At 70.8% G+C, this 17,741-nt stretch carries 19 protein-coding genes; 5 read left to right on the plus strand and 14 right to left on the minus strand.

Annotated elements, in window-relative coordinates:
• Positions 1–35: 35 nt before the first annotated feature.
• From cbiE to OG965_RS10225, 5 genes are all read right to left on the minus strand, one after another.
• The gene (gene cbiE / locus OG965_RS10205; protein ID WP_371656904.1) at positions 36–1,256 is read right to left on the minus strand and encodes a precorrin-6y C5,15-methyltransferase (decarboxylating) subunit CbiE; all 1,221 of its coding nucleotides are present in this window, start codon (positions 1,254–1,256) and stop codon (positions 36–38) included.
• 103 nt (positions 1,257–1,359) lie between these two features.
• Positions 1,360–2,016: a GNAT family N-acetyltransferase gene (locus tag OG965_RS10210; protein ID WP_371651338.1), complete on the minus strand. Its 657-nt coding sequence runs from the start codon at positions 2,014–2,016 to the stop codon at positions 1,360–1,362.
• 162 nt (positions 2,017–2,178) lie between these two features.
• Positions 2,179–3,042, minus strand: a complete 864-nt coding sequence (locus tag OG965_RS10215) for a MetQ/NlpA family ABC transporter substrate-binding protein (protein ID WP_371651340.1) — start codon at positions 3,040–3,042, stop codon at positions 2,179–2,181.
• Positions 3,043–3,111: 69 nt separating this feature from the next.
• Positions 3,112–3,780 carry a methionine ABC transporter permease gene (locus OG965_RS10220; RefSeq protein ID WP_371651342.1) on the minus strand — a complete coding sequence of 223 codons (669 nt, stop codon included), beginning with the start codon at positions 3,778–3,780 and terminating at the stop codon, positions 3,112–3,114.
• On the minus strand, positions 3,777–4,847 hold the full coding sequence (locus tag OG965_RS10225) for a methionine ABC transporter ATP-binding protein (protein ID WP_371651344.1): 1,071 nt from the start codon (positions 4,845–4,847) through the stop codon (positions 3,777–3,779). Before OG965_RS10225 ends, OG965_RS10220 begins: the two co-directional genes overlap by 4 nt.
• 548 nt (positions 4,848–5,395) lie before the next feature.
• Here OG965_RS10225 and OG965_RS10230 point away from each other — a divergent pair.
• On the plus strand, positions 5,396–5,755 hold the full coding sequence (locus tag OG965_RS10230) for a hypothetical protein (protein ID WP_190089588.1): 360 nt from the start codon (positions 5,396–5,398) through the stop codon (positions 5,753–5,755).
• A gap of 2 nt (positions 5,756–5,757) precedes the next feature.
• Positions 5,758–6,195 carry a hypothetical protein gene (locus tag OG965_RS10235; protein WP_371651346.1) on the plus strand — a complete coding sequence of 146 codons (438 nt, stop codon included), beginning with the start codon at positions 5,758–5,760 and terminating at the stop codon, positions 6,193–6,195.
• 149 nt (positions 6,196–6,344) lie between these two features.
• On the opposite strand, the gene OG965_RS10240 is transcribed toward OG965_RS10235, so the two are convergent.
• From OG965_RS10240 to OG965_RS10250, 3 genes are all read right to left on the minus strand, one after another.
• Positions 6,345–6,848, minus strand: coding sequence for a GNAT family N-acetyltransferase (locus tag OG965_RS10240; protein WP_371651348.1), 504 nt, complete (start codon positions 6,846–6,848; stop codon positions 6,345–6,347).
• A 36-nt stretch (positions 6,849–6,884) separates the two neighbouring features.
• Positions 6,885–7,379: a sigma-70 family RNA polymerase sigma factor gene (locus OG965_RS10245; RefSeq protein WP_371651350.1), complete on the minus strand. Its 495-nt coding sequence runs from the start codon at positions 7,377–7,379 to the stop codon at positions 6,885–6,887.
• Positions 7,380–7,475: 96 nt separating this feature from the next.
• The gene (locus OG965_RS10250) at positions 7,476–8,642 is read right to left on the minus strand and encodes a glycerophosphodiester phosphodiesterase (RefSeq protein WP_371651352.1); all 1,167 of its coding nucleotides are present in this window, start codon (positions 8,640–8,642) and stop codon (positions 7,476–7,478) included.
• 251 nt (positions 8,643–8,893) lie between these two features.
• Between OG965_RS10250 and OG965_RS10255 the strand changes: the two genes are divergently transcribed.
• Positions 8,894–9,565, plus strand: coding sequence for a 1-acyl-sn-glycerol-3-phosphate acyltransferase (locus OG965_RS10255; RefSeq protein ID WP_067155949.1), 672 nt, complete (start codon positions 8,894–8,896; stop codon positions 9,563–9,565).
• 132 nt (positions 9,566–9,697) lie between these two features.
• On the opposite strand, the gene OG965_RS10260 is transcribed toward OG965_RS10255, so the two are convergent.
• Together OG965_RS10260 and OG965_RS10265 are read right to left on the minus strand one after the other, a co-directional pair.
• The gene (locus OG965_RS10260; protein ID WP_371651354.1) at positions 9,698–11,242 is read right to left on the minus strand and encodes an MFS transporter; all 1,545 of its coding nucleotides are present in this window, start codon (positions 11,240–11,242) and stop codon (positions 9,698–9,700) included.
• A complete protein-coding gene (locus tag OG965_RS10265) occupies positions 11,239–11,790 on the minus strand; it encodes a TetR/AcrR family transcriptional regulator (RefSeq protein ID WP_371651356.1) in 552 nt (183 codons plus the stop codon). The genes OG965_RS10260 and OG965_RS10265 overlap by 4 nt, the downstream gene beginning before the upstream one ends.
• A gap of 116 nt (positions 11,791–11,906) precedes the next feature.
• Here OG965_RS10265 and OG965_RS10270 point away from each other — a divergent pair, with 116 nt between their 5' ends.
• Positions 11,907–12,413: a DinB family protein gene (locus OG965_RS10270; RefSeq protein ID WP_371651358.1), complete on the plus strand. Its 507-nt coding sequence runs from the start codon at positions 11,907–11,909 to the stop codon at positions 12,411–12,413.
• Positions 12,414–12,520: 107 nt separating this feature from the next.
• Here the strand turns inward: OG965_RS10270 and lepB are convergent, their stop codons facing one another.
• From lepB to OG965_RS10285, 3 genes are all read right to left on the minus strand, one after another.
• Positions 12,521–13,456 carry a signal peptidase I gene (gene lepB / locus OG965_RS10275; RefSeq protein ID WP_371651360.1) on the minus strand — a complete coding sequence of 312 codons (936 nt, stop codon included), beginning with the start codon at positions 13,454–13,456 and terminating at the stop codon, positions 12,521–12,523.
• A gap of 117 nt (positions 13,457–13,573) precedes the next feature.
• A complete protein-coding gene (gene argH / locus OG965_RS10280; protein WP_371651362.1) occupies positions 13,574–15,001 on the minus strand; it encodes an argininosuccinate lyase in 1,428 nt (475 codons plus the stop codon).
• Between the two features lie 84 nt (positions 15,002–15,085).
• Positions 15,086–16,279, minus strand: a complete 1,194-nt coding sequence (locus tag OG965_RS10285) for an argininosuccinate synthase (protein WP_371651364.1) — start codon at positions 16,277–16,279, stop codon at positions 15,086–15,088.
• A gap of 195 nt (positions 16,280–16,474) precedes the next feature.
• On the opposite strand from OG965_RS10285, the gene OG965_RS10290 reads away from it, so the two are divergent.
• The gene (locus OG965_RS10290) at positions 16,475–17,185 is read left to right on the plus strand and encodes a L,D-transpeptidase family protein (RefSeq protein WP_371656905.1); all 711 of its coding nucleotides are present in this window, start codon (positions 16,475–16,477) and stop codon (positions 17,183–17,185) included.
• Positions 17,186–17,197: 12 nt separating this feature from the next.
• Here OG965_RS10290 and OG965_RS10295 read toward each other — a convergent pair whose 3' ends face one another.
• Complete coding sequence (locus OG965_RS10295) at positions 17,198–17,737, minus strand: arginine repressor (RefSeq protein ID WP_067155970.1); 540 nt, start codon at positions 17,735–17,737, stop codon at positions 17,198–17,200.
• Positions 17,738–17,741: the final 4 nt, after the last annotated feature.

The raw sequence follows: 17,741 nt of genomic DNA on the forward strand, positions 1-17,741 counted from the left end.
TCGGCCAGCCTACCCCGGACGACACGCCGGAGAGATCACGGGGACCTTTCCCGGCGCCTTCCGGAGAGCAGGAAAGCGACCGAGCGTTCGCGTTCCGACCAGGCGCTCGTGTCCAGTTCCACGGACTGGAGGAGGGCGCACTCCACGTCGTACCCGCCGGCTTCGAGGGCGGCCCCGATCGCCTCGGCGCCGTCGCGGGTGGCGGCGTGCGCGACGATGCGTTCCGGGCGGCGGTCGGCGCACGCGGAGACGACCTCCGCTCCCCCGCCGCCGACGCGGACGACGTCGGGCTCGGGCAGCGACTCCAGTACGTGCGGGGCGCGGCCCGCACGTACCTGGAGCTGGACGCCGAAGCGGCGCGCGGCTGCCTCGGTGCGGGCGCAGGCGTCCGGGTCGGCGTCGACGGCGATGACGGCGGCCCCGAACCGGGCGGCCTCGACGGCCAGCGCCCCGCTGCCGCAGCCGATGTCCCAGACGAGGTCGCCGGTGCGCGGGCCGAGCCGGGCCAGCTGGGCGGCGCGCAGACCGGCCGATTCGCCCGGGCCGAGCCCGTCCCCGTACTCGTGCGCGGGCAGCGCCCAGCCGCGCACCTGCTGCGGGTGGCCCGGGTCGCGTCCGGCGATCCAGCCGGAGCCCGGTACGGCGCCGTGGCCGCCGCCGCCCATCACGATGACCAGGTTGGGGTCGCGCCAGGCGTGGTCGGCGACCTTGTCGGAGGTGAGGACGGTGACCTGCTCGCGCTCGCTGCCGAGCTCCTCGCAGATGACGAAGGTGCGGTGGACGCCTTCGAGGAGAAGGGCGAGCTCGGCGGGCCCGGCGCCCGGCGAGGTGAGGACGGCGACCTTGTTGTGCGCCCGGCACACGTTGACGGCTCGGCGCAGGGTGCGGCGGTGGGCGACGACGATCTGGGCGTCGTCCCAGGGCATCCCGGCCCGGGCGAACGCGGCGGCCACCGCCGAGACGGCCGGCACCACTTCGACTTCCAGGCCGTGCTCGGGGGCGCGCAGGGTGCGCACGACGCCGAAGAACCCTGGGTCGCCGTCGGCCAGGACGACCGCGCTGCCGCGGTGGCCGGCGATGCGGCGGGCGGCGAGGTCGACGCTGCCGAGGCGGATCCGCTCGGCGCGCGGCGGCACCTCGGGCAGCGCCAGGTGGTGGGCGGCGCCGGCCACCAGGGTGGCGGCGGACAGCGCGGACCTGGCCGCCGAGGTGAGCGGCGAGCCGTCCCAGCCGATCACCGTGACGCGGTCGGCCATCGTCGTCAGTCTCCTGGAGTTGTCGCAGGCCGGGGCGGCCCCGGTGGGCCCGGCCACGGTGAGAGTACCTGGTGCGGCGGGGGTGCGGTCGGGCGCGGCTGACTCAGTTCCAGTCGGCGTACGAGGCGTATCCGGCGTCCGCGAGCTGGTCGGCGACGCCGTCGAGGTCCTCGGGGAGCAGGCTCCACACGATCAGGTCGGTGCGGATGTCCGTCCAGCCGCCGTCCTCCGTCTGCGTCCGCGCTATCCAGGCGTTGCGCAGCACGCCCTCGCTGATGCAGCCGATCTTCTGGGCGACCTGCTGGGAGGCGGTGTTGTCGGCCGCGGTGCGCAGCTCGATGCGCTCGAAGCGCTGGTCCCGGAAGAGCCACTGCGCGGCGGCGAGCACGGCCTCGGTGGCATAGCCCTCGCCGCGTGCCCAGGGGGCGACGACGTAGCCGACCTCGGTGGCCAGGGTGCGCCAGTTGGTGTTCTGCAGGTGGATGACGCCGACCAGGCGCTGGGTGAGGAACTCGGTGACGGCGAAGACGATCCCGCGCCCCGAGGTGCGCTCGGCGGGGGCGTGCAGGCGTACGAACTCCAGGGCGTCGCGGGCCGTGTAGGGCTGGGGCACGGAGGTCCAGGCGATGACTTGCTCGTCGTTCATCATCTCGATGTGCGCCGGGATGTCGTCCTCGTCGAAGGCGCGCAGCACCAGCCGGTCCGTGCTGATGGAGATGTCCGGGAACACCGGGGTCGGGGTAGTCATGTGCCGCTCCATGCCGGGGGACGGTCGTCAGGCCGTAAAGGCACAGCATGCAGCATCGGCGCGGAGATGTGCATGGCCGGGGGGACGCCCGGGAGGTGGACGACCACGCCGGGGCCCCGCGCACCGTGCGGTGTGCGGGGCCCCGGCGTGGTGGCGGGAACTGACCGGCGGGGGTCAGGACTTGACGGCGCCGAAGGCCGGGATGACCGAGCCCTGGTACTTGTCCTGGATGAACTTCTTGACCTCGTCGGAGTTGAGGAGCTGGGCGAGCTTCTGGATCCGCGGGTCGGCCTCGTTGCCCTTCTTGACGGCGAGGAAGTTGGCGTACGGGTTGCCGTCCGACTTCTCCAGGACGAGCGCGTCCTTGGCCGGGCTGAGCTTGGCCTCGATGGCGTAGTTGCCGTTGATGACCGCGGCGTCGACGTCGTTCAGGGCGCGGGGCAGCGTGGCGGCCTCGATCTCCTTGAACTTCAGGCCCTTGCTGTCCTTGATGTCGGAGAGCTTGGCGGAGGTGCCGACGCCGTCCTTCAGCGTGATCAGGCCCTGGGAGGCGAGCAGCTGGAGCGAACGGCCCTCGTTGGTGGTGTCGTTCGGGACCGCGATGGTCTGCCCGGAGGTGAGCTCCTTGGCGGACTTGACCTTCTTGGAGTAGAGGCCGAGCGGCTCCAGCTCGACGTTCACGACGGGCACGATCGTCGTGTGGTTCTTCTTGTTGAAGTCGTCGAGGTACGGCTTGTGCTGGAAGAAGTTGGCGTCGACCTGGCCCTGCTGGGTGGCGGTGTTCGGCAGGACGTAGTCCGTGAACTCCTTCACCTCCAGCTTGAGTCCGGCCTTCTCCGCCAGGTTCTTCTTGACGAAGTTCAGGATGTCGGCGTGCGGGGTCGGGGACGCCGCGACGACGAGCGCCTTGGAGGTGTCGGCGGAGGCGCCCTTGGCGCTCGACGACTTGGGGTCGGAGGCCGTGCCGCAGGCGGTGAGGCCGAAGGCGAGGGCGGCGGTGGCGGCGGCAGCAGCGGTGATCTTGATGTTGTTACGCACGAAAAGTGCCTCTTTCTGGTGGTGCGGGTGGTCGCCCGGACAAGGAGTGCGGGCTCTGCGGAGAGAAGTTCAGGAGGTACGGCCCCGGCGGGCGAGGAGGCGTACGGCGCCGTCGCCGATCAGCTGGACCACGGTGACGATGGCGATCAGCACACCGACGGTGATGAGCATGAACGGGGTCTCGAAGCGCTGGAAGCCGTAGGTGATGGCCTTGGAGCCGAGGCCCTCGCCACCGACCGCGCCGGCCATCGCCGAGTAGCTGACCAGCGTGATCACGGTGGTGGTGAGCGCGGCGATCAGCGAGGGCAGCGCCTGCGGGAGCAGCACCTTGCCGACGATGGTCGGGATGGAGCCGCCCATCGACTGGACGGCCTCGACCAGACCGTGGTCGACCTCGCGGATCGCGGTCTCGACGAGCCGGGCGAAGAACGGGATGGCGCCGACGGCGAGCGGCACAATCATCGCGCTGGGGCCGATGAAGGTGCCGACCACCCAGGTGGTGAAGGGGATCAGCGCGATCAGCAGGATGATGAAGGGCATCGAGCGGCCGATGTTCACGATCACGCCGATGACCTTGTTCACCGGGCGGTTCTGGAGCAGCCCGCCCTTGTCGGTGAGGACGAGCAGCACACCCAGCGGCAGTCCGCCCGCGACGGTGACCAGGCTGGACCAGAGCACCATGTAGAGGGTGTCGATGGTTCCCTGGGACAGCAGCGGCTGCATCTCGGACCAGCTCACTTGGCACCTTCCTTGACCGGGGCGGCGATCTGCGCCGGGATGTCCACTACGGCGTCGGCCACGTCGGATTCGACGACGTCGACCTGGAGGCCCTGCTCGCGCAGGAAGCCGACCGGGACGACGTTCTCCTCGTACCGTCCGGGCAGTTCGATGCGCATCCGGCCGATCTGCTTGCCGCCGACGGTGTCCATCGCGGCGCCGAGGATCGAGATGTCGACGTTGTACGTGCGCGCCAGCTGCGAGATGACCGGCTGGGTGGCCGCGTCGCCGTGGAAGGTCACGTCGACGACGGTCCGATCGGGGCCGGTGGCCTCGCCGGTCACCGGGAACAGCTCGGCGGCGAGCTCGGAGCCGGGGGTGGCGAGGAGTTCGCCGACGGTGCCGGACTCGATGATCCTGCCCCGCTTCATCAGCGCGGCCGAGTCGCAGACCGTCTTCACGACGTCCATCTCGTGGGTGATGAGCAGCACGGTGAGGCCGAGCTGCTGGTTGAGGTCGCGCAGCAGCTGGAGGATGGAGCGGGTGGTCTCCGGGTCCAGCGCGCTGGTCGCCTCGTCGGAGAGCAGCACCTTGGGGTCGCCGGCCAGGGCGCGGGCGATGCCGACGCGCTGCTTCTGGCCGCCGGAGAGCTGGGCGGGGTACGCCTTGGCCTTGTCGGAGAGGCCGACCAGGTCGAGGAGTTCGAGGGCCTTGCGGGAGCGCTCCTTGCCGGAGACGCCGAGGATCTCCAGCGGCAGCTCGATGTTGTCCTGCACATTGCGCGCGGAGAGCAGGTTGAAGTGCTGGAAGACCATGCCGATACGGCTGCGCGCCTGGCGCAGCTCCTTGCCGGCGCGGCGGCCGCGCCCGGCGAGCGCGGTGAGGTCGACGCCGTCGACGGTCACCGTGCCGGTGGTCGGCCGCTCCAGGAGGTTGACGCAGCGGATGAGGGAGGATTTGCCGGCGCCGCTCTGGCCGATGACGCCGAAGACCTCGCCCTCGCGGACATGGAGGTCTACGCCGTCCAGGGCGGTGACCTCACGGCCGCGCGACTGGTAGACCTTGGTGAGGCCCGTAGTGGTGATCACAGGATTTCCGTCACTGTCGAGTGCGCGGCGCGGTGTCCGCCGGGCACGGGGCATTCGTGTTCGGGACGCGTCACAGCCACATCGGTGGTAACCGGGAGGCATGGCGTGCGCGGGCATGGCTCATGGGTCTCGCTTCGGGGCGCGAGGCTCAGGCGGGGGCCCTCAGAAGGCGCACATTCGACACATACAACGAGCACCGGGCGTGTTCATCGCCTCGGTCGCAAGGGTGCGGCTGCTCGTCGTGGTCATGCATGAAGTAAAGCAGAAGGAGCGAAGAGCGGATCAACGCTGTCCGTATTCCGGACAGCTATGGACCGCCATACGGACACCATCGGGACGGCCGGCGGACGGCGACGACACCCCGGTCAACACCCCCCTCCCCCGTCTGGCCTGGGCCGATACACCGGACACCGGCTGCCCGCCGACAGCGGCCACCACCTCCCCAGGAGTGCCGTCCTGTGGCCAAGGCCACGGCGGCCCGATCGGCCCGGCCGGTCCCGCCCGGGGCGCGCGCATCGGGCGCTTCGGGCCGTAATACGCTCGTTCTCATGCTTGACGCCCTGACGGTCGCGGTCGCCGCCGCCGCGCTCGCCCTCGCCGCCTGGTGCGGCTTCGCCGCCTACCGGGACCAGCCCACCAAGGACTGGCACTTCATCGGCATGGCCGTGGTCTCCGTACTGGCCCTGGCCCAGCTCGTGGTCGGCATCGTGCAGCTGGGGCGGGGCGAGCGGCCCGACCAGGGCATGGCGATCTTCATCGCCTATCTGGTGGGCTCGTTCGCGGCGGTCCCGGCGGCGGGTCTGCTCTCGCTGAGCGAGCGGACCAAGTGGGGTTCCGTGACGGTCTCGGCCGGCGCGGTGGTGCTCGCGGTGCTCGAAGTGCGTCTCTACGACATCTGGGGAGGGTGACCGTGGCCGAGTCCACCACCGAGTCCACCGGGCGGAACGAGTCCGACGACAGGAAGCTGGGCAGCGGCCCCGGCCGCGTACTGGTCTGGTTCTACGGGGTGTTCACCGTCGCCGCCGCCTCCCGCTCGATCGTCCAGATGATCCAGGACTTCGGCAAGGCGCCGCTGGCGTACGTCCTGTCGGCCGTGGCCGCCGTGGTGTACGGGTTCATCACGTTCTCACTGGTGCGCGGCGGCGAGCGGCTGCGGCGCACGGCGCTGGTGTGCTGCGCCGCCGAGCTGCTCTTCGTCCTGACCGTGGGCACGTGGACGCTGGCGGACAAGTCGGCGTTCCCCGATGCGACGGTGTGGTCGGACTACGGAGCGGGGTACTTGCTCATCCCGGTGATCCTGCCGGTGCTCGGCATGCTGTGGCTGCGACGCAATAGGGCTGCCGCCTGACGGTGTTCTGTGCCTGCGGGCTGTCTGTGGCTGGTCGCGCAGTTCCCCGCGCCCCTAGGAGGGCCCTTCGGGCCCCTTAAGGGGCGCGGGGAACTGCGCGAGCAACCCAGCACGGCCCGCAGACACAGCACCTGCCTCGCGCGGAGCGCTCACGCGCTGGCGACGAACTCCCGAGCCGCCGCATCCTTCTCCAGCGTGACCAAGGAAAGCCCTGGACTCAGCGCCTCCGTCGCGACGGGCGCATACCCGTGCTTCCGATACAACCGCAGGTTGGACTCGCTGCGATGCCCCGTGAGGAGCTGGAACCGCTTGGCCGACAGCTGACCGGCGAAGTGCTCCTCTATGGCGCTGAGCAGCCGGCTGCCCAGGCCGTGCCCCTGCATCCGCGGATGCACGATCAGCTTGTCGATCCGGCCGGTGCCCGACGCGTCCACGCTGCCTCTGACCGAGGCGACCACCTCGTCGCCGAGCCGCGCCACCAGCGCGTACCCGCGCCCGAGCTCGCTCCGCAGGCCGTCGAGCGTCTGGGTGAGCGGCTCGATGGAGTAGTCGCCGTAGAGCTCCGCCTCGCTCTGGTAGCAGAGGTACTGAAGCTTGAGGATCTGCTCGCAGTCGCCTTCACGCGCCGCAGAGATGATCACGCTCATGCCCATGTGTGCATGCCTTCCGCTCACCCGTCCGCCGGTTGTCTAACGCTCCATTCCCCGCAGGCCAGGAGCCGCAACCTCCGCCGCGAGCATTCTGCGCAGGCATCCCAGGCAACGGGAACGCATCGGCCCCAGACTCCCCTGTGAGATATCCAACTCCCCTGCGATTTCGCGGTAGGTGAGGTCGCTGGGCGAAAGAAGTGCGGTCAGCAGACGCGGGCAGTTCCCCGGGGTTCTGGCCACGGCCGTACGCAGAGCACTGCTCAGTTCCTCGCTCAGAACCTGGCGTTCCGGGCCTGTTTCCGGGTCGGCGGCCGGTTCCGCGGCGAACGGCAGCTCGCGCCGCGCCCGGCGGCGGGCCCGTCTCACTTCCGCCCGAACGGCCCAGCGCACCCACGGCACGGGGTCCGCCGGACGGCTTTCCAGCAGACGCACCCAGACGTCCTGTTCGAGGTCGGCGGGGTCGACTCCGGCGCCCGGCGCCTCCGCGGCGGCCTCGGCGGCCAGCAGCGGGCTCAGCTCTTTGACGAGGTCCATGCCGGGCGGGACGCGGCCGCCGCGCGAGGCGGTTTCGACGACGGCCGCATCTCACCCGTAAGTGAAGACTCGTATACGAGAGCTACTGGTACGGGACTAGCGCTTCGCGCGGAAGTCCGCTGCGGCGAGCAGCGCGGTGTCCGCGTTGTCGGAGAAGACCGCGTCGATGCCGGTGGCGAAGTACACCTTGAAGGCCCCGAAGGCGTCCCCGTAGGCGTTGGGGTCGGTGCCGCGCCGGAAGTCGGCGGGCAGGAAGGTGTTCTCGTCGCGCAACGTGTACGGGTGGAGGACGAGGCCGTGCGCGTGGGCGTCCGCGACCAGGGTGGTCGGCTTGGTGAGCCGGCCCGCCGCGTCCTTCGGGATGATCAGATCGAGGGTCGGGCCGATGCCCTGCGCGTACGAGGCGATCCACTTCAGGCCCTCGGGCTTGACCAGGTCGTCGGTCGTGCGCGGGTCGCCGCTCACCACGAAGTCCCAGGGCTTGCTGCCGGTGCCGGAGAGCAGCACGACCGACGGGGTGTCGACCAGCCGGCTCAGCCGCTGGATGCTGCTGGGCTCGAAGGACTGGAGGAACTGCGGGGAGTCGGCGCGGTGGCGGCCGTAGCGGCGCAGCAGCTTGGCGACCCGGTCCTCCAGGGGAAGACCGAGCCCCCGGAAGTAGGTGGGGTGCTTGGTCTCGGTGTGCAGCCAGATGCGACGGCCCAGGCGGCGGCCCTCGCGCTCGGCCCACTGGAGGACCTCCTCGAAGGTGGGCACGTCCCAGCGGCCGTCGTAGAGCGTGTTGCGCTGGCGGACGGCGGGCAGCCGCTCCTTGGCGCGCAGGGTCTTCAGCTCGGCGAGCGTGAAGTCCTCGGTGAACCAGCCGGTGACGGCCACGCCGTCGATGGTCTTGGTGGCCTTGCGGGCGGCGAACCCGGGGTGGTCGGCGACGTCCGTGGTGGCGGTGATGTCGTTCTCGTGACGGCAGACCAGATGCCCGTCCTTGGTGGGGACGAGGTCCTGCTCGATGACGTGCGCGCCGAGGTCCAGGGCGTGCTGGTAGGAGCCGAGGGTGTGCTCGGGGCGGTATCCGGCGGTGCCGCGGTGCCCGATCACGTACGGGACCGGCAGGTCCTTGTACGTGCCGTGGCGGCGCGCGTCGCCGTGCCCCTGCCGGGTCTGCGCGCTCGCGGCCGCGGCGGGCAGCCCGGCGGCAGCCGTGCCCAGAACCGCCGCGCCCAGCACGGTGCGCCGCCCGGGGCTCATCCGCTCACCCTGTGTCATGAACGCTCCTTGGAAGTGCCTGTTGTTGCATGTCCCGAACCTGTCAACGGGAGGGGACGAGCGTAGGCGTACCCCCCTTAAGGAGGGGAGCCCCCACGGCCAATGAGGGCGGAACGTGGCGTAAACACACGTCAACATCGCGTATCCACTCCGTGAACCCGATGTGCGATCAGACGCGGCCCGCGAGTATCGTCCTCACCTGCGCGGACCTCATTCCGCGCGGACCCCAGCCCACGACCCCGGAGGAAGCGTTGTCCCGACTCGCGCTCATCAAGGCAGTGCTCGGACCGATCATGCGCCTGATGTTCCGTCCGCAGGTGGAGGGCGTCGAGAACATTCCGGGGACGGGTCCGGTCATCCTCGCGGGCAACCACCTGACGTTCATCGACTCGATGATCATGCCGGTGTGTCTGGACCGTCCGGTGTACTTCATCGGCAAGGACGAGTACGTCACGGGCAAGGGCCTCAAGGGCCGGCTGATGGCGTGGTTCTTCAGCGGCGTCGGCATGATCCCGGTCAACCGGGACGGCGGCCACGGCGGTGTCGCGGCGCTGATGACGGGGCGTCAGGTCCTGGAAGAGGGCAAGGTCTTCAGCATCTACCCGGAGGGCACCCGCTCCCCCGACGGCCGTCTGTACCGCGGCCGCACCGGCATCGCGCGGCTGACCCTGATGACCGGTGCGCCGGTCGTGCCGTTCGCGATGATCGGCACGGACAAGATCCAGCCGAGCGGGGCGGGGCTGCCGCGGCCCGGCAAGGTGACGGTCCGCTTCGGCGAGCCGATGGAGTTCTCGCGGTACGAGGGCATGGACCGGGACCGCTATGTGCTGCGGGCCGTCACGGACTCGGTGATGGCGGAGGTCATGCGGCTGTCCGGGCAGGAGTACGTGGACATGTACGCCACGAAGGCAAAGGCGGCGTAGCCGCCCATTTTGGGGGCGCGGGGAACTGCGCGCTCAGCCCAGCACGGCCCGCAGCCATACGGCGACTTGTTCTCCGGCTGCGGGCCGTCTGTGGCTTGTCGCGCAGTTCCCCGCGCCCCTAGGGGGTACGGCTCAAGGGTGCTCCAGCCCCTCCTCCAGTTTCTGGCCCCGCAGCAGGAACCACGCCGCCACCGCCGTCGCGAACAGGACCGCGCTGCCGACCGCCGCCGCCGTCTGGAAGCCGTCCGTGAAGGCGTCCCGGGCGGCCGACAGCATCGGGGCCGCCTGCTCGGCCGGGAGCCGCGCGGCCACCTCCACCGCGCCGCCGAGCGAGTCGTGGGCCTCCGCGGAGACACCCGCGGGCAGGTCCGCCGGGGCCGTGAAGCCGCGGTAGATGCCCGTGACCACGGAACCCAGGAGCGCGATGCCGAGGGCCGCGCCCAACTCGTACGCCGTCTCCGAGACCGCCGACGCCGCCCCCGCCTGCTCCTTCGGCACGCTGGAGAGGATCACGTCGGCGGTGACCGTGAAGGCGAGACCGGCCCCCAGGCCGCCGACGAACAGTGCGATCCCGAGGGCGACGACCCCCGTGTCGGCCGATATCGCCACACAGGCCGCGAGGGCCGCGCCCACCGCCGCCAGACCCACGGCGACCGCACTGCGCACCGAGGCCCGGCGGGCCGCATAGCCCGCCGCGAGTCCGGCTCCCACCGCGCCCACGGCCGCGGGCAGTTCGATGAGACCGGCCTCCAACGGCGAGCGCCCCTGGACCAGTTGGAGGAACTGGGAGAGGAAGAACACCAGGCCGGACAGGCCCAGGATGGTCAGCAGATCGGCCAGGACCGCGCCGGAGAAGCCCCGGTGGTGGAAGAGCCGGATGTCGAGCAGCGGTGAGTCGAGGGTGAGCTGGCGGCGTACGAACCAGACCAGGGCCAGCACGCCCACCACCGCCACCCCGGCGATCTCCAGGCCGAAGCCGTTGACCGCCGCCTCCTTCACCGCGTACACGATCGCGACCATGCCGACCAGCGACAGAAGGACACTGACCACGTCCCACGGGCCCGGGTTGGGGTCGCGCGACTCGGGGAGCAGCTTGATGCCGACGAGTACGAGCACGGCCATCACGGGCAGGTTGATCAGGAAGACCGAGCCCCACCAGAAGTTCTCCAGGAGGAAGCCGCCGACGACCGGCCCGACGGCGGCGCCCGCCGAGGCCGCGGCCCCCCAGACGCCGACGGCCAGGCTGCGCTCGCGGGGGTCGTGGAAGATGTTCCGGATCAGCGCCAGGGTGGACGGCATCAGGGTCGCGCCCGCCACGCCGAGGAGCGCCCGCGCCAGGATCATCATCTCGGGGCTGGAGGCGTACGCGTTGAGCACCGAGACCGCGCCGAAGGCCACCGCGCCGCAGAGCAGCAGCCGTTTGCGGCCGATCCGGTCGCCGAGGCTGCCCATCGAGACGAGCAGGCCCGCGATGACGAACGAGTAGATGTCGCCGATCCACAGCAGCTGCGGGCCGGACGGCTTCAGGTCCTCGCTGAGGAACGGGGTGGCGAGCCCGAGCACGGTCGCGTCGACCGCGACGAGGAGCACGGCCAGCACGAGCACGGCGAGGGCGAGCCAGCGGCCCGGGTGGCGCACATCGGGGCCGGGCTCGGCCCGCCGGTCGGTACTGGTCATTTCTCCACGCTCCGTCGCGCTCCGCCGAGCAGCAACTCGACGATCATGTACTGGAAGTCGTTGGCGGCGACCCGGCCGACCTGGACGGCCCAGGCACAGGTGCCGATCAGGCCGTACAGGGCCTCGGTGAGCCACGCCGGGGTGAGGTCGATACGGAACTCGCCCTGCTCCTGGCCGCGCCGGAAGAGCGCGGAGACGCGGGCGTCCAGCCGGGCCCAGCCCTCGTTCATCTGGTCGCCCTCGAAGAGCTGGTTCTCGGTGACCAGGAAGGCGAGCAGCCCGGCCGCGGGCTCCACCTCGGCGATCAGCCGGCGCAGCGCGTCGGGGGCGGGCCCCTCGTCCAGCCGGGCCGCGTCCAGGGCGGCTTCGAACTGCTCGATGCCGAAGTTCTCCAGCGCCCTGACCAGCGCGTCGCGGCCGGCGAAGTGGCGGTGCAGGGTGGCGCGCCCGATGCCGGCGGCGCGGGCCACCTCGTCCATCGTGGCGGTCGATCTGCGGGAGAGCAGGGCGGCTGCCGTACGCAGCACCTGGTCGCGGTCCACGGTCATGAGACAACCATAGCCCGAATGAGACGTCAGTGTCTCATTCGAAATACTGTCGACTCGCGGCTCCTTGATCACTAGCCTGGCGGGCGCCCCCTCAACGCCCTCGGAAGGAACCCCAAATGACCGACAACCGCGTCCCGCCGCCCCTGCTCGCCGGTGAGCGCGAGACGCTTCGGGCCTTCCTCGACTACCACCGCGCGACGCTCGCGATGAAGTGCGAGGGCCTGACCGACGACGAACTGCGCGCGAAGTCCATGCCGCCCTCGACGCTCTCGCTGCTCGGTCTCGTACGGCACATGGCGGAGGTGGAGCGCACCTGGTTCCGCAAGGTCGTGGGCGGCGAGGACATCACGCTGGTCTACTCGGACGTCAACGACTACCAGGTGGCGTACGACGCGAGCGGCGCCACCCGGACGGACGCGTTCGAACGGTGGCAGGCCGAGGTCGAGCACTCCCGCCGCATCGAGCGCGAGGCCGAGTCGCTCGACACCGTCGTCCACGCCTCCCGGTGGGAGACGGACGTCTCGCTGCGGCTCGTGATGGTGCACGTGATGCTGGAGTACGCCCGCCACAACGGCCACGCGGACTTCCTGCGCGAGGGGATCGACGGGACGGTCGGGGCGTAGGCGCTCCGCTGGTAGTGCGGTGATTCGCCTGCGGACCGATGGGGGTCCCCCCTGCTCGAACGAAGTCGAGAGCTTGGGGGAGGCTGGTCGCGCAGTTCCCCGCGCCCCTACAGGGCGCGGGTGCTGCGCCGGCGCCTGCGCAGCAGCACGATCGGGGCCGCGCCGAGCAGGCCCAGTGCGGCGGGCGCGGCCGCCGCCACCGTGCCGATGCCCGACTGGCCGAAGGTGCTCGGCACCGGAAGCGTGTCCCAGCGGTTGATGGGCCAGGCGATGACGAGCGCGCGCCCGACGACCTTGTCGACCGGCACCGAGCCGCCGCCCGGCTGCTCCTGGTGGTAGCGGGAGTCCGCCGAGTTCTGCCGGTGGTCGCCCATGACCCAGATGCGGCCCTTGGGCACCGTGATCTTGAACTGGCTCTCCGGGTCCGTGCTGCACGGGGTGTTCCCGGCGAAGACGTACGGCTCGTTCAGGGCCTTGCCGTTGACCTTCAGGGGGCCCGTGCCCTTGCACTCCACGGTGTCGCCGCCGGTCGCGACGACCCGCTTGATCAGGTCCTTCTCCTCGGCGGACGGCATCAGCCCGACGAAGCTGAGCACCTTCTGAACGGCGTTGGGCTGCGGCGTCGGCTCGCCCTGGAGCCAGTTGCCCGGGTCGTGGAAGACGACGACCTCGCCGCGCTCGGGCGTGGAGCCGAACCACGGCGTCAGCTTGTCGACCAGGACGCGGTCACCGCGCTGGAGGGTGTTCTGCATCGAGTCCGAGGGGATCGAGAACGCCTGCACCAGAAACGTCTTGATCAGCAGCGCGAGGATCAGCGCGATACCGATGAGCAGCGGCAGCTCCTTCCAGAAGGAACGCTGCTTGCCGGCCTTCGGCGCGGTCCCGCCGACCGGCTGGGCCGACTCGCCGTGCACCGCCTCGGACGCCGTCGCCGTGCCCTCGGTCCCCTGGGGCCGGTCGAGCCCCTCGGGTCCCTCGGGGCCCTGCTGGGGCCGCTCGGCCTCCCCGTGTCCTTCTTGCGCGCCGACCGCCACGTCCCCCACGTCCACTCCCTCACCGCCGAAGGGACCATGGTCGCACGAAACGGGTGCCGCTGATCGACATCGGCGGCCCGTTCCATCCGTACGGGGCATGCGCGGCGCACACCCCGTACCGGTATCTCACTTCCTGGCGGTGGCCCAGGTGTGCTGGACGGTCAGGTCGGCCTTGACCTCGGCGAGTTGGACGGCGACGGCCGAAGGGGCGGTGCCGCCGCGGCCGTTACGGGACGCTAGGGCGCCGGGGACGTTGAGGACGGTCCGCACCTCGGGCGTCAGATGCTCGGAGATCTTGGCGAACTGGTCGTCGGTGAGCTCGTCGAGCTCGATGCCCTGCGCCTCGCAGACCTTGACGCACTCCCCCGCGACCTCGTGCGCCACCCGGAACGGCACGCCCTGCTTGACCAGCCACTCCGCGATGTCGGTGGCGAGCGAGAAGCCCGCGGGCGCCAGCTCCTCCATGCGCTCCCGGTTGACCGTGAGGGTCGCCATCATCCCGGTGAACGCGGGCAGCAGCACCTCCAGCTGGTCGCAGGAGTCGAAGACCGGCTCCTTGTCCTCCTGGAGGTCCCGGTTGTACGCGAGCGGCAGCGCCTTCAGCGTCGCCATCAGGCCGGTCAGGTTGCCGATCAGACGGCCGGACTTGCCGCGCGCCAGCTCCGCGATGTCCGGGTTCTTCTTCTGCGGCATGATCGAGGAGCCGGTGGAGAAGGCATCGTGCAGGGTGACGAAGGAGAACTCCTTCGTGTTCCAGATGATGACCTCCTCGGCGATCCGGGAGAGGTTCACGCCGATCATCGCGGTGATGAAGGCGAACTCCGCCACGAAGTCGCGGGAGGCCGTGCCGTCGATGGAGTTGGCCGCGCTGCCGTGCTCGAAGCCGAGGTCGGCGGCGACCGCCTCCGGGTCGAGGCCGAGGCTGCTGCCCGCGAGCGCGCCCGATCCGTACGGGGAGACCGCCGTGCGCTCGTCCCACTGCCGCAGCCGCTCGGCGTCCCGGGACAGGGACTGGACGTGGGCCAGGACGTGATGGGCGAAGAGGACCGGCTGGGCGTGCTGGAGGTGGGTGCGGCCGGGCATCGCCACATCGTGGTGCGCCTCGGCGAGGCCGACCAGCGCGTCCTGGAGCTCCGCGATCAGGCCGCCGATGATCCGGGCGTGGTCGCGCAGGTACATCCGGAAGAGCGTGGCGACCTGGTCGTTGCGGGACCGGCCGGCCCGCAGCTTGCCACCGAGGTCGGGGCCGAGCCGCTCAAGGAGGCCCCGCTCCAGGGCGGTGTGCACGTCCTCGTCGGCGATGGTGCCGGTGAACGAGCCGTCGGCGACGTCGGCCGCCAGCCGGTCCAGACCCTCGGTCATCCGGGCCAGCTCGTCGTCGGTGAGCAGACCCGCCTTGTGGAGCACTCGGGCGTGAGCGCGTGAGCCCGCGATGTCGTACGGGGCGAGCCGCCAGTCGAAGTGGACCGACGCGGACAGCTTCGCCAGTGCCTCGGCCGGACCGTCGGCGAACCGGGCGCCCCAGAGCCGGACGTCACCGTTGTTGCTGCTCACAGCTGTTGCTCCTCACAAGGGTGGATATGCGGCCGCCTCCCCGCCGCGGAGGATCGGGGAGGCGGCAATATCAACGAGTCGTCGTTACGCGAGGTCTCGCTTGGCAGCGATCTTCGAAGAGAGGCCGAAGATCTCGATGAAGCCCTGCGCCTTGGACTGGTCGAAGGTGTCGCCCGAGTCGTAGGTGGCGAGGTTGAAGTCGTAGAGGGACTCGCTGGACTTCCGGCCCGTGACAACCGCGCGGCCGCCGTGCAGGGTCATCCGGATGTCGCCGGTGACGTGCTGGTTGGCCTCGTTGATGAAGCCGTCCAGGGCGCGCTTGAGCGGGGAGAACCACAGGCCGTCGTAGACCATCTCGCCCCAGCGCTGCTCGACCTGCCGCTTGTAGCGGGCGAGTTCGCGCTCGACGGTGACGTTCTCCAGCTCCTGGTGCGCGGTGATCAGCGCGATCGCGCCCGGCGCCTCGTACACCTCGCGGGACTTGATGCCCACGAGCCGGTCCTCGACCATGTCGATCCGGCCGATGCCCTGGCCGCCGGCCCGCTCGTTGAGCTGCTGGATCGCCTGGAGCACGGTGACGGGCCTGCCGTCGATGGCGACCGGGACGCCCTCCTTGAAGGAGATGACGACCTCGTCGGCCTCGCGCTGCTCGGCCGGGTTCGAGGTGTACTCGTAGATGTCCTCGATCGGCGCGTTCCAGATGTCCTCCAGGAAGCCGGTCTCGACGGCCCGCCCGAAGACGTTCTGGTCGATCGAGTACGGCGACTTCTTGGTGGTGGCGATGGGGAGGTTCTTGGCCTCGCAGAAGGCGATCGCCTTGTCCCGGGTCATCGCGTAGTCGCGGACCGGGGCGATGCACTTCAGGTCGGGGCCGAGCGCGGCGATACCGGCCTCGAACCGCACCTGGTCGTTGCCCTTGCCGGTGCAGCCGTGGGCGACCGTGGTGGCGCCGTGCTTCTTGGCGGCGGCCACCAGGTGCTTGACGATGGTCGGCCGGGAGAGGGCCGACACCAGCGGGTAGCGGTCCATGTACAGGGCGTTGGCCTTGATCGCCGGGAGGCAGTACTCGTCGGCGAACTCGTCCTTCGCGTCCGCGACCTCGGCCTCGACGGCACCGCAGGCGAGCGCGCGCTTGCGGATGACGTCCAGGTCCTCGCCGCCCTGGCCGACGTCCACGGCAACGGCGATGACCTCGGCGCCCGTCTCCTCGGCGATCCAGCCGATGGCGACGGAGGTGTCCAGACCGCCCGAGTAGGCGAGTACGACGCGCTCGGTCACGGGTTTCTCCTTACGGTGCATTCGGTGATGGGTATAACTATGCAGTGCTCCGTATGTTTTGTCAACGAGAGGTGCGTCGAGGGGGTGAGGGGTCCACCCGGAGGCGGCCGGGAGCCCGTCGGCCACGCGGCTGGGGTAACGGTTCGGCCCCCTGAGAGGACGTCAGCGGGCGGGCCGCGTACGGTCTCGGGCATGATGCGTACCGCTCTCGCGCTCGGCGCGGCCCTGCTCGCGCTCGCGACCCCGGCCGCCGTGGCGGACTCCTGCCCGTTCCGCTCGCCGCACCTGCCCAACCGGATGGCCGACACCGGCGGCGGCACCCAGCTGATCACCGCCGAGGCATCGTCCACGGGCTCCACCACGGGCACGGTGACCTGGTGGAACAAGCGCGGGCCGCTGTGGGTGGTGGCGGGCCGGGCCGACGCCAGGTTCGGCTCCAACGGCCTGGTCGAGGGCACCGCCCGCAAGCAGAGCACCAGCACCACCCCGACCGGCCTCTACGACCTGCCGTACGCCTTCGGCACCACGGCCGCGCCCGCCGGGACCCGGTTCTCCTACCGCCGCGCCACCGACAAGTCCTGGTGGTGCGAGGACACCGCCTCGCAGGCGTACAACCGCTGGGTGGAGGGCCTGCCCGCCGACTGCCGCGCGAGCGAGTCCGAGCGGATCACCGCGTTCCCCACGCAGTACGCCCGCGCCCTGGTGGTCGGGTTCAACTACGACCAGCCGGTGCGCGGGCGGGGTGCGGGGATCTTCCTGCACATCAACGGGAAGGGGGCGACGGCCGGTTGCGTGTCCGTCCCGGCGGACGCGATGGCCCGCATCCTGGCCTGGGCGGACCCGGCCAAGCACCCCCATATCGCGATCGGCACGGCGTCCGGGCCGACCGCGATCACGCGTTACTGAACCCCGGGCCGGCTACCGGTCGTTCTGCGCCAGGCGCAGCAGGTGGTCGGCCAGGGCCTGGCCGCCGGCCGGGTCGCGGCTGATCAGCATCAGGGTGTCGTCACCCGCGATCGTGCCGAGGATGTCGTGCAGTTCGGCCTGGTCGATGGCCGAGGCGAGGAACTGGGCGGCGCCCGGCGGCGTACGCAGCACCACCAGGTTGGCGGAGGCCTCCGCGGAGATCAGCAGCTCCGCGGAGAGCCTGCGCATCCGCTCCTCCTTGGCGGACTCGCCGAGGGGGGCCTTGGGCGTGCGGAAGCCGCCCTCGCTGGGCACCGCGTAGATCAGCTCGCCGCCGGTGTTGCGGATCTTCACCGCGCCCAGCTCGTCGAGGTCGCGGGAGAGCGTCGCCTGGGTGACGCTCAGCCCGTCGTCCGCGAGCAGCTTGGCGAGCTGGCTCTGGGACCGCACCGGCTGCCGGTTGAGGATGTCCACGATCCGGCGGTGGCGGGCGGTGCGGGTCTGCGGTACGGCGGGGCCGCCCGGCTCGGAGTCCTGCGCCTCGTCGGTCATCGTC

Source organism: Streptomyces sp. NBC_00224 (assembly GCF_041435195.1).
GTDB lineage: Bacteria > Actinomycetota > Actinomycetes > Streptomycetales > Streptomycetaceae > Streptomyces.

What these genes read in the sequence shown, in the direction of transcription:
- cbiE (WP_371656904.1), bottom strand. Translation starts at nt 1,256, where the DNA reads ATGGCCGACCGCGTCACGGTGATCGGCTGGGACGGCTCGCCGCTCACC.
- OG965_RS10210 (WP_371651338.1), bottom strand. Translation starts at nt 2,016, where the DNA reads ATGGAGCGGCACATGACTACCCCGACCCCGGTGTTCCCGGACATCTCC.
- OG965_RS10230 (WP_190089588.1), top strand. Translation starts at nt 5,396, where the DNA reads ATGCTTGACGCCCTGACGGTCGCGGTCGCCGCCGCCGCGCTCGCCCTC.
- OG965_RS10240 (WP_371651348.1), bottom strand. Translation starts at nt 6,848, where the DNA reads ATGGGCATGAGCGTGATCATCTCTGCGGCGCGTGAAGGCGACTGCGAG.
- OG965_RS10245 (WP_371651350.1), bottom strand. Translation starts at nt 7,379, where the DNA reads ATGGACCTCGTCAAAGAGCTGAGCCCGCTGCTGGCCGCCGAGGCCGCC.
- OG965_RS10250 (WP_371651352.1), bottom strand. Translation starts at nt 8,642, where the DNA reads ATGACACAGGGTGAGCGGATGAGCCCCGGGCGGCGCACCGTGCTGGGC.
- OG965_RS10260 (WP_371651354.1), bottom strand. Translation starts at nt 11,242, where the DNA reads ATGACCAGTACCGACCGGCGGGCCGAGCCCGGCCCCGATGTGCGCCAC.
- OG965_RS10265 (WP_371651356.1), bottom strand. Translation starts at nt 11,790, where the DNA reads ATGACCGTGGACCGCGACCAGGTGCTGCGTACGGCAGCCGCCCTGCTC.
- OG965_RS10270 (WP_371651358.1), top strand. Translation starts at nt 11,907, where the DNA reads ATGACCGACAACCGCGTCCCGCCGCCCCTGCTCGCCGGTGAGCGCGAG.
- OG965_RS10290 (WP_371656905.1), top strand. Translation starts at nt 16,475, where the DNA reads ATGCGTACCGCTCTCGCGCTCGGCGCGGCCCTGCTCGCGCTCGCGACC.
- OG965_RS10295 (WP_067155970.1), bottom strand. Translation starts at nt 17,737, where the DNA reads ATGACCGACGAGGCGCAGGACTCCGAGCCGGGCGGCCCCGCCGTACCG.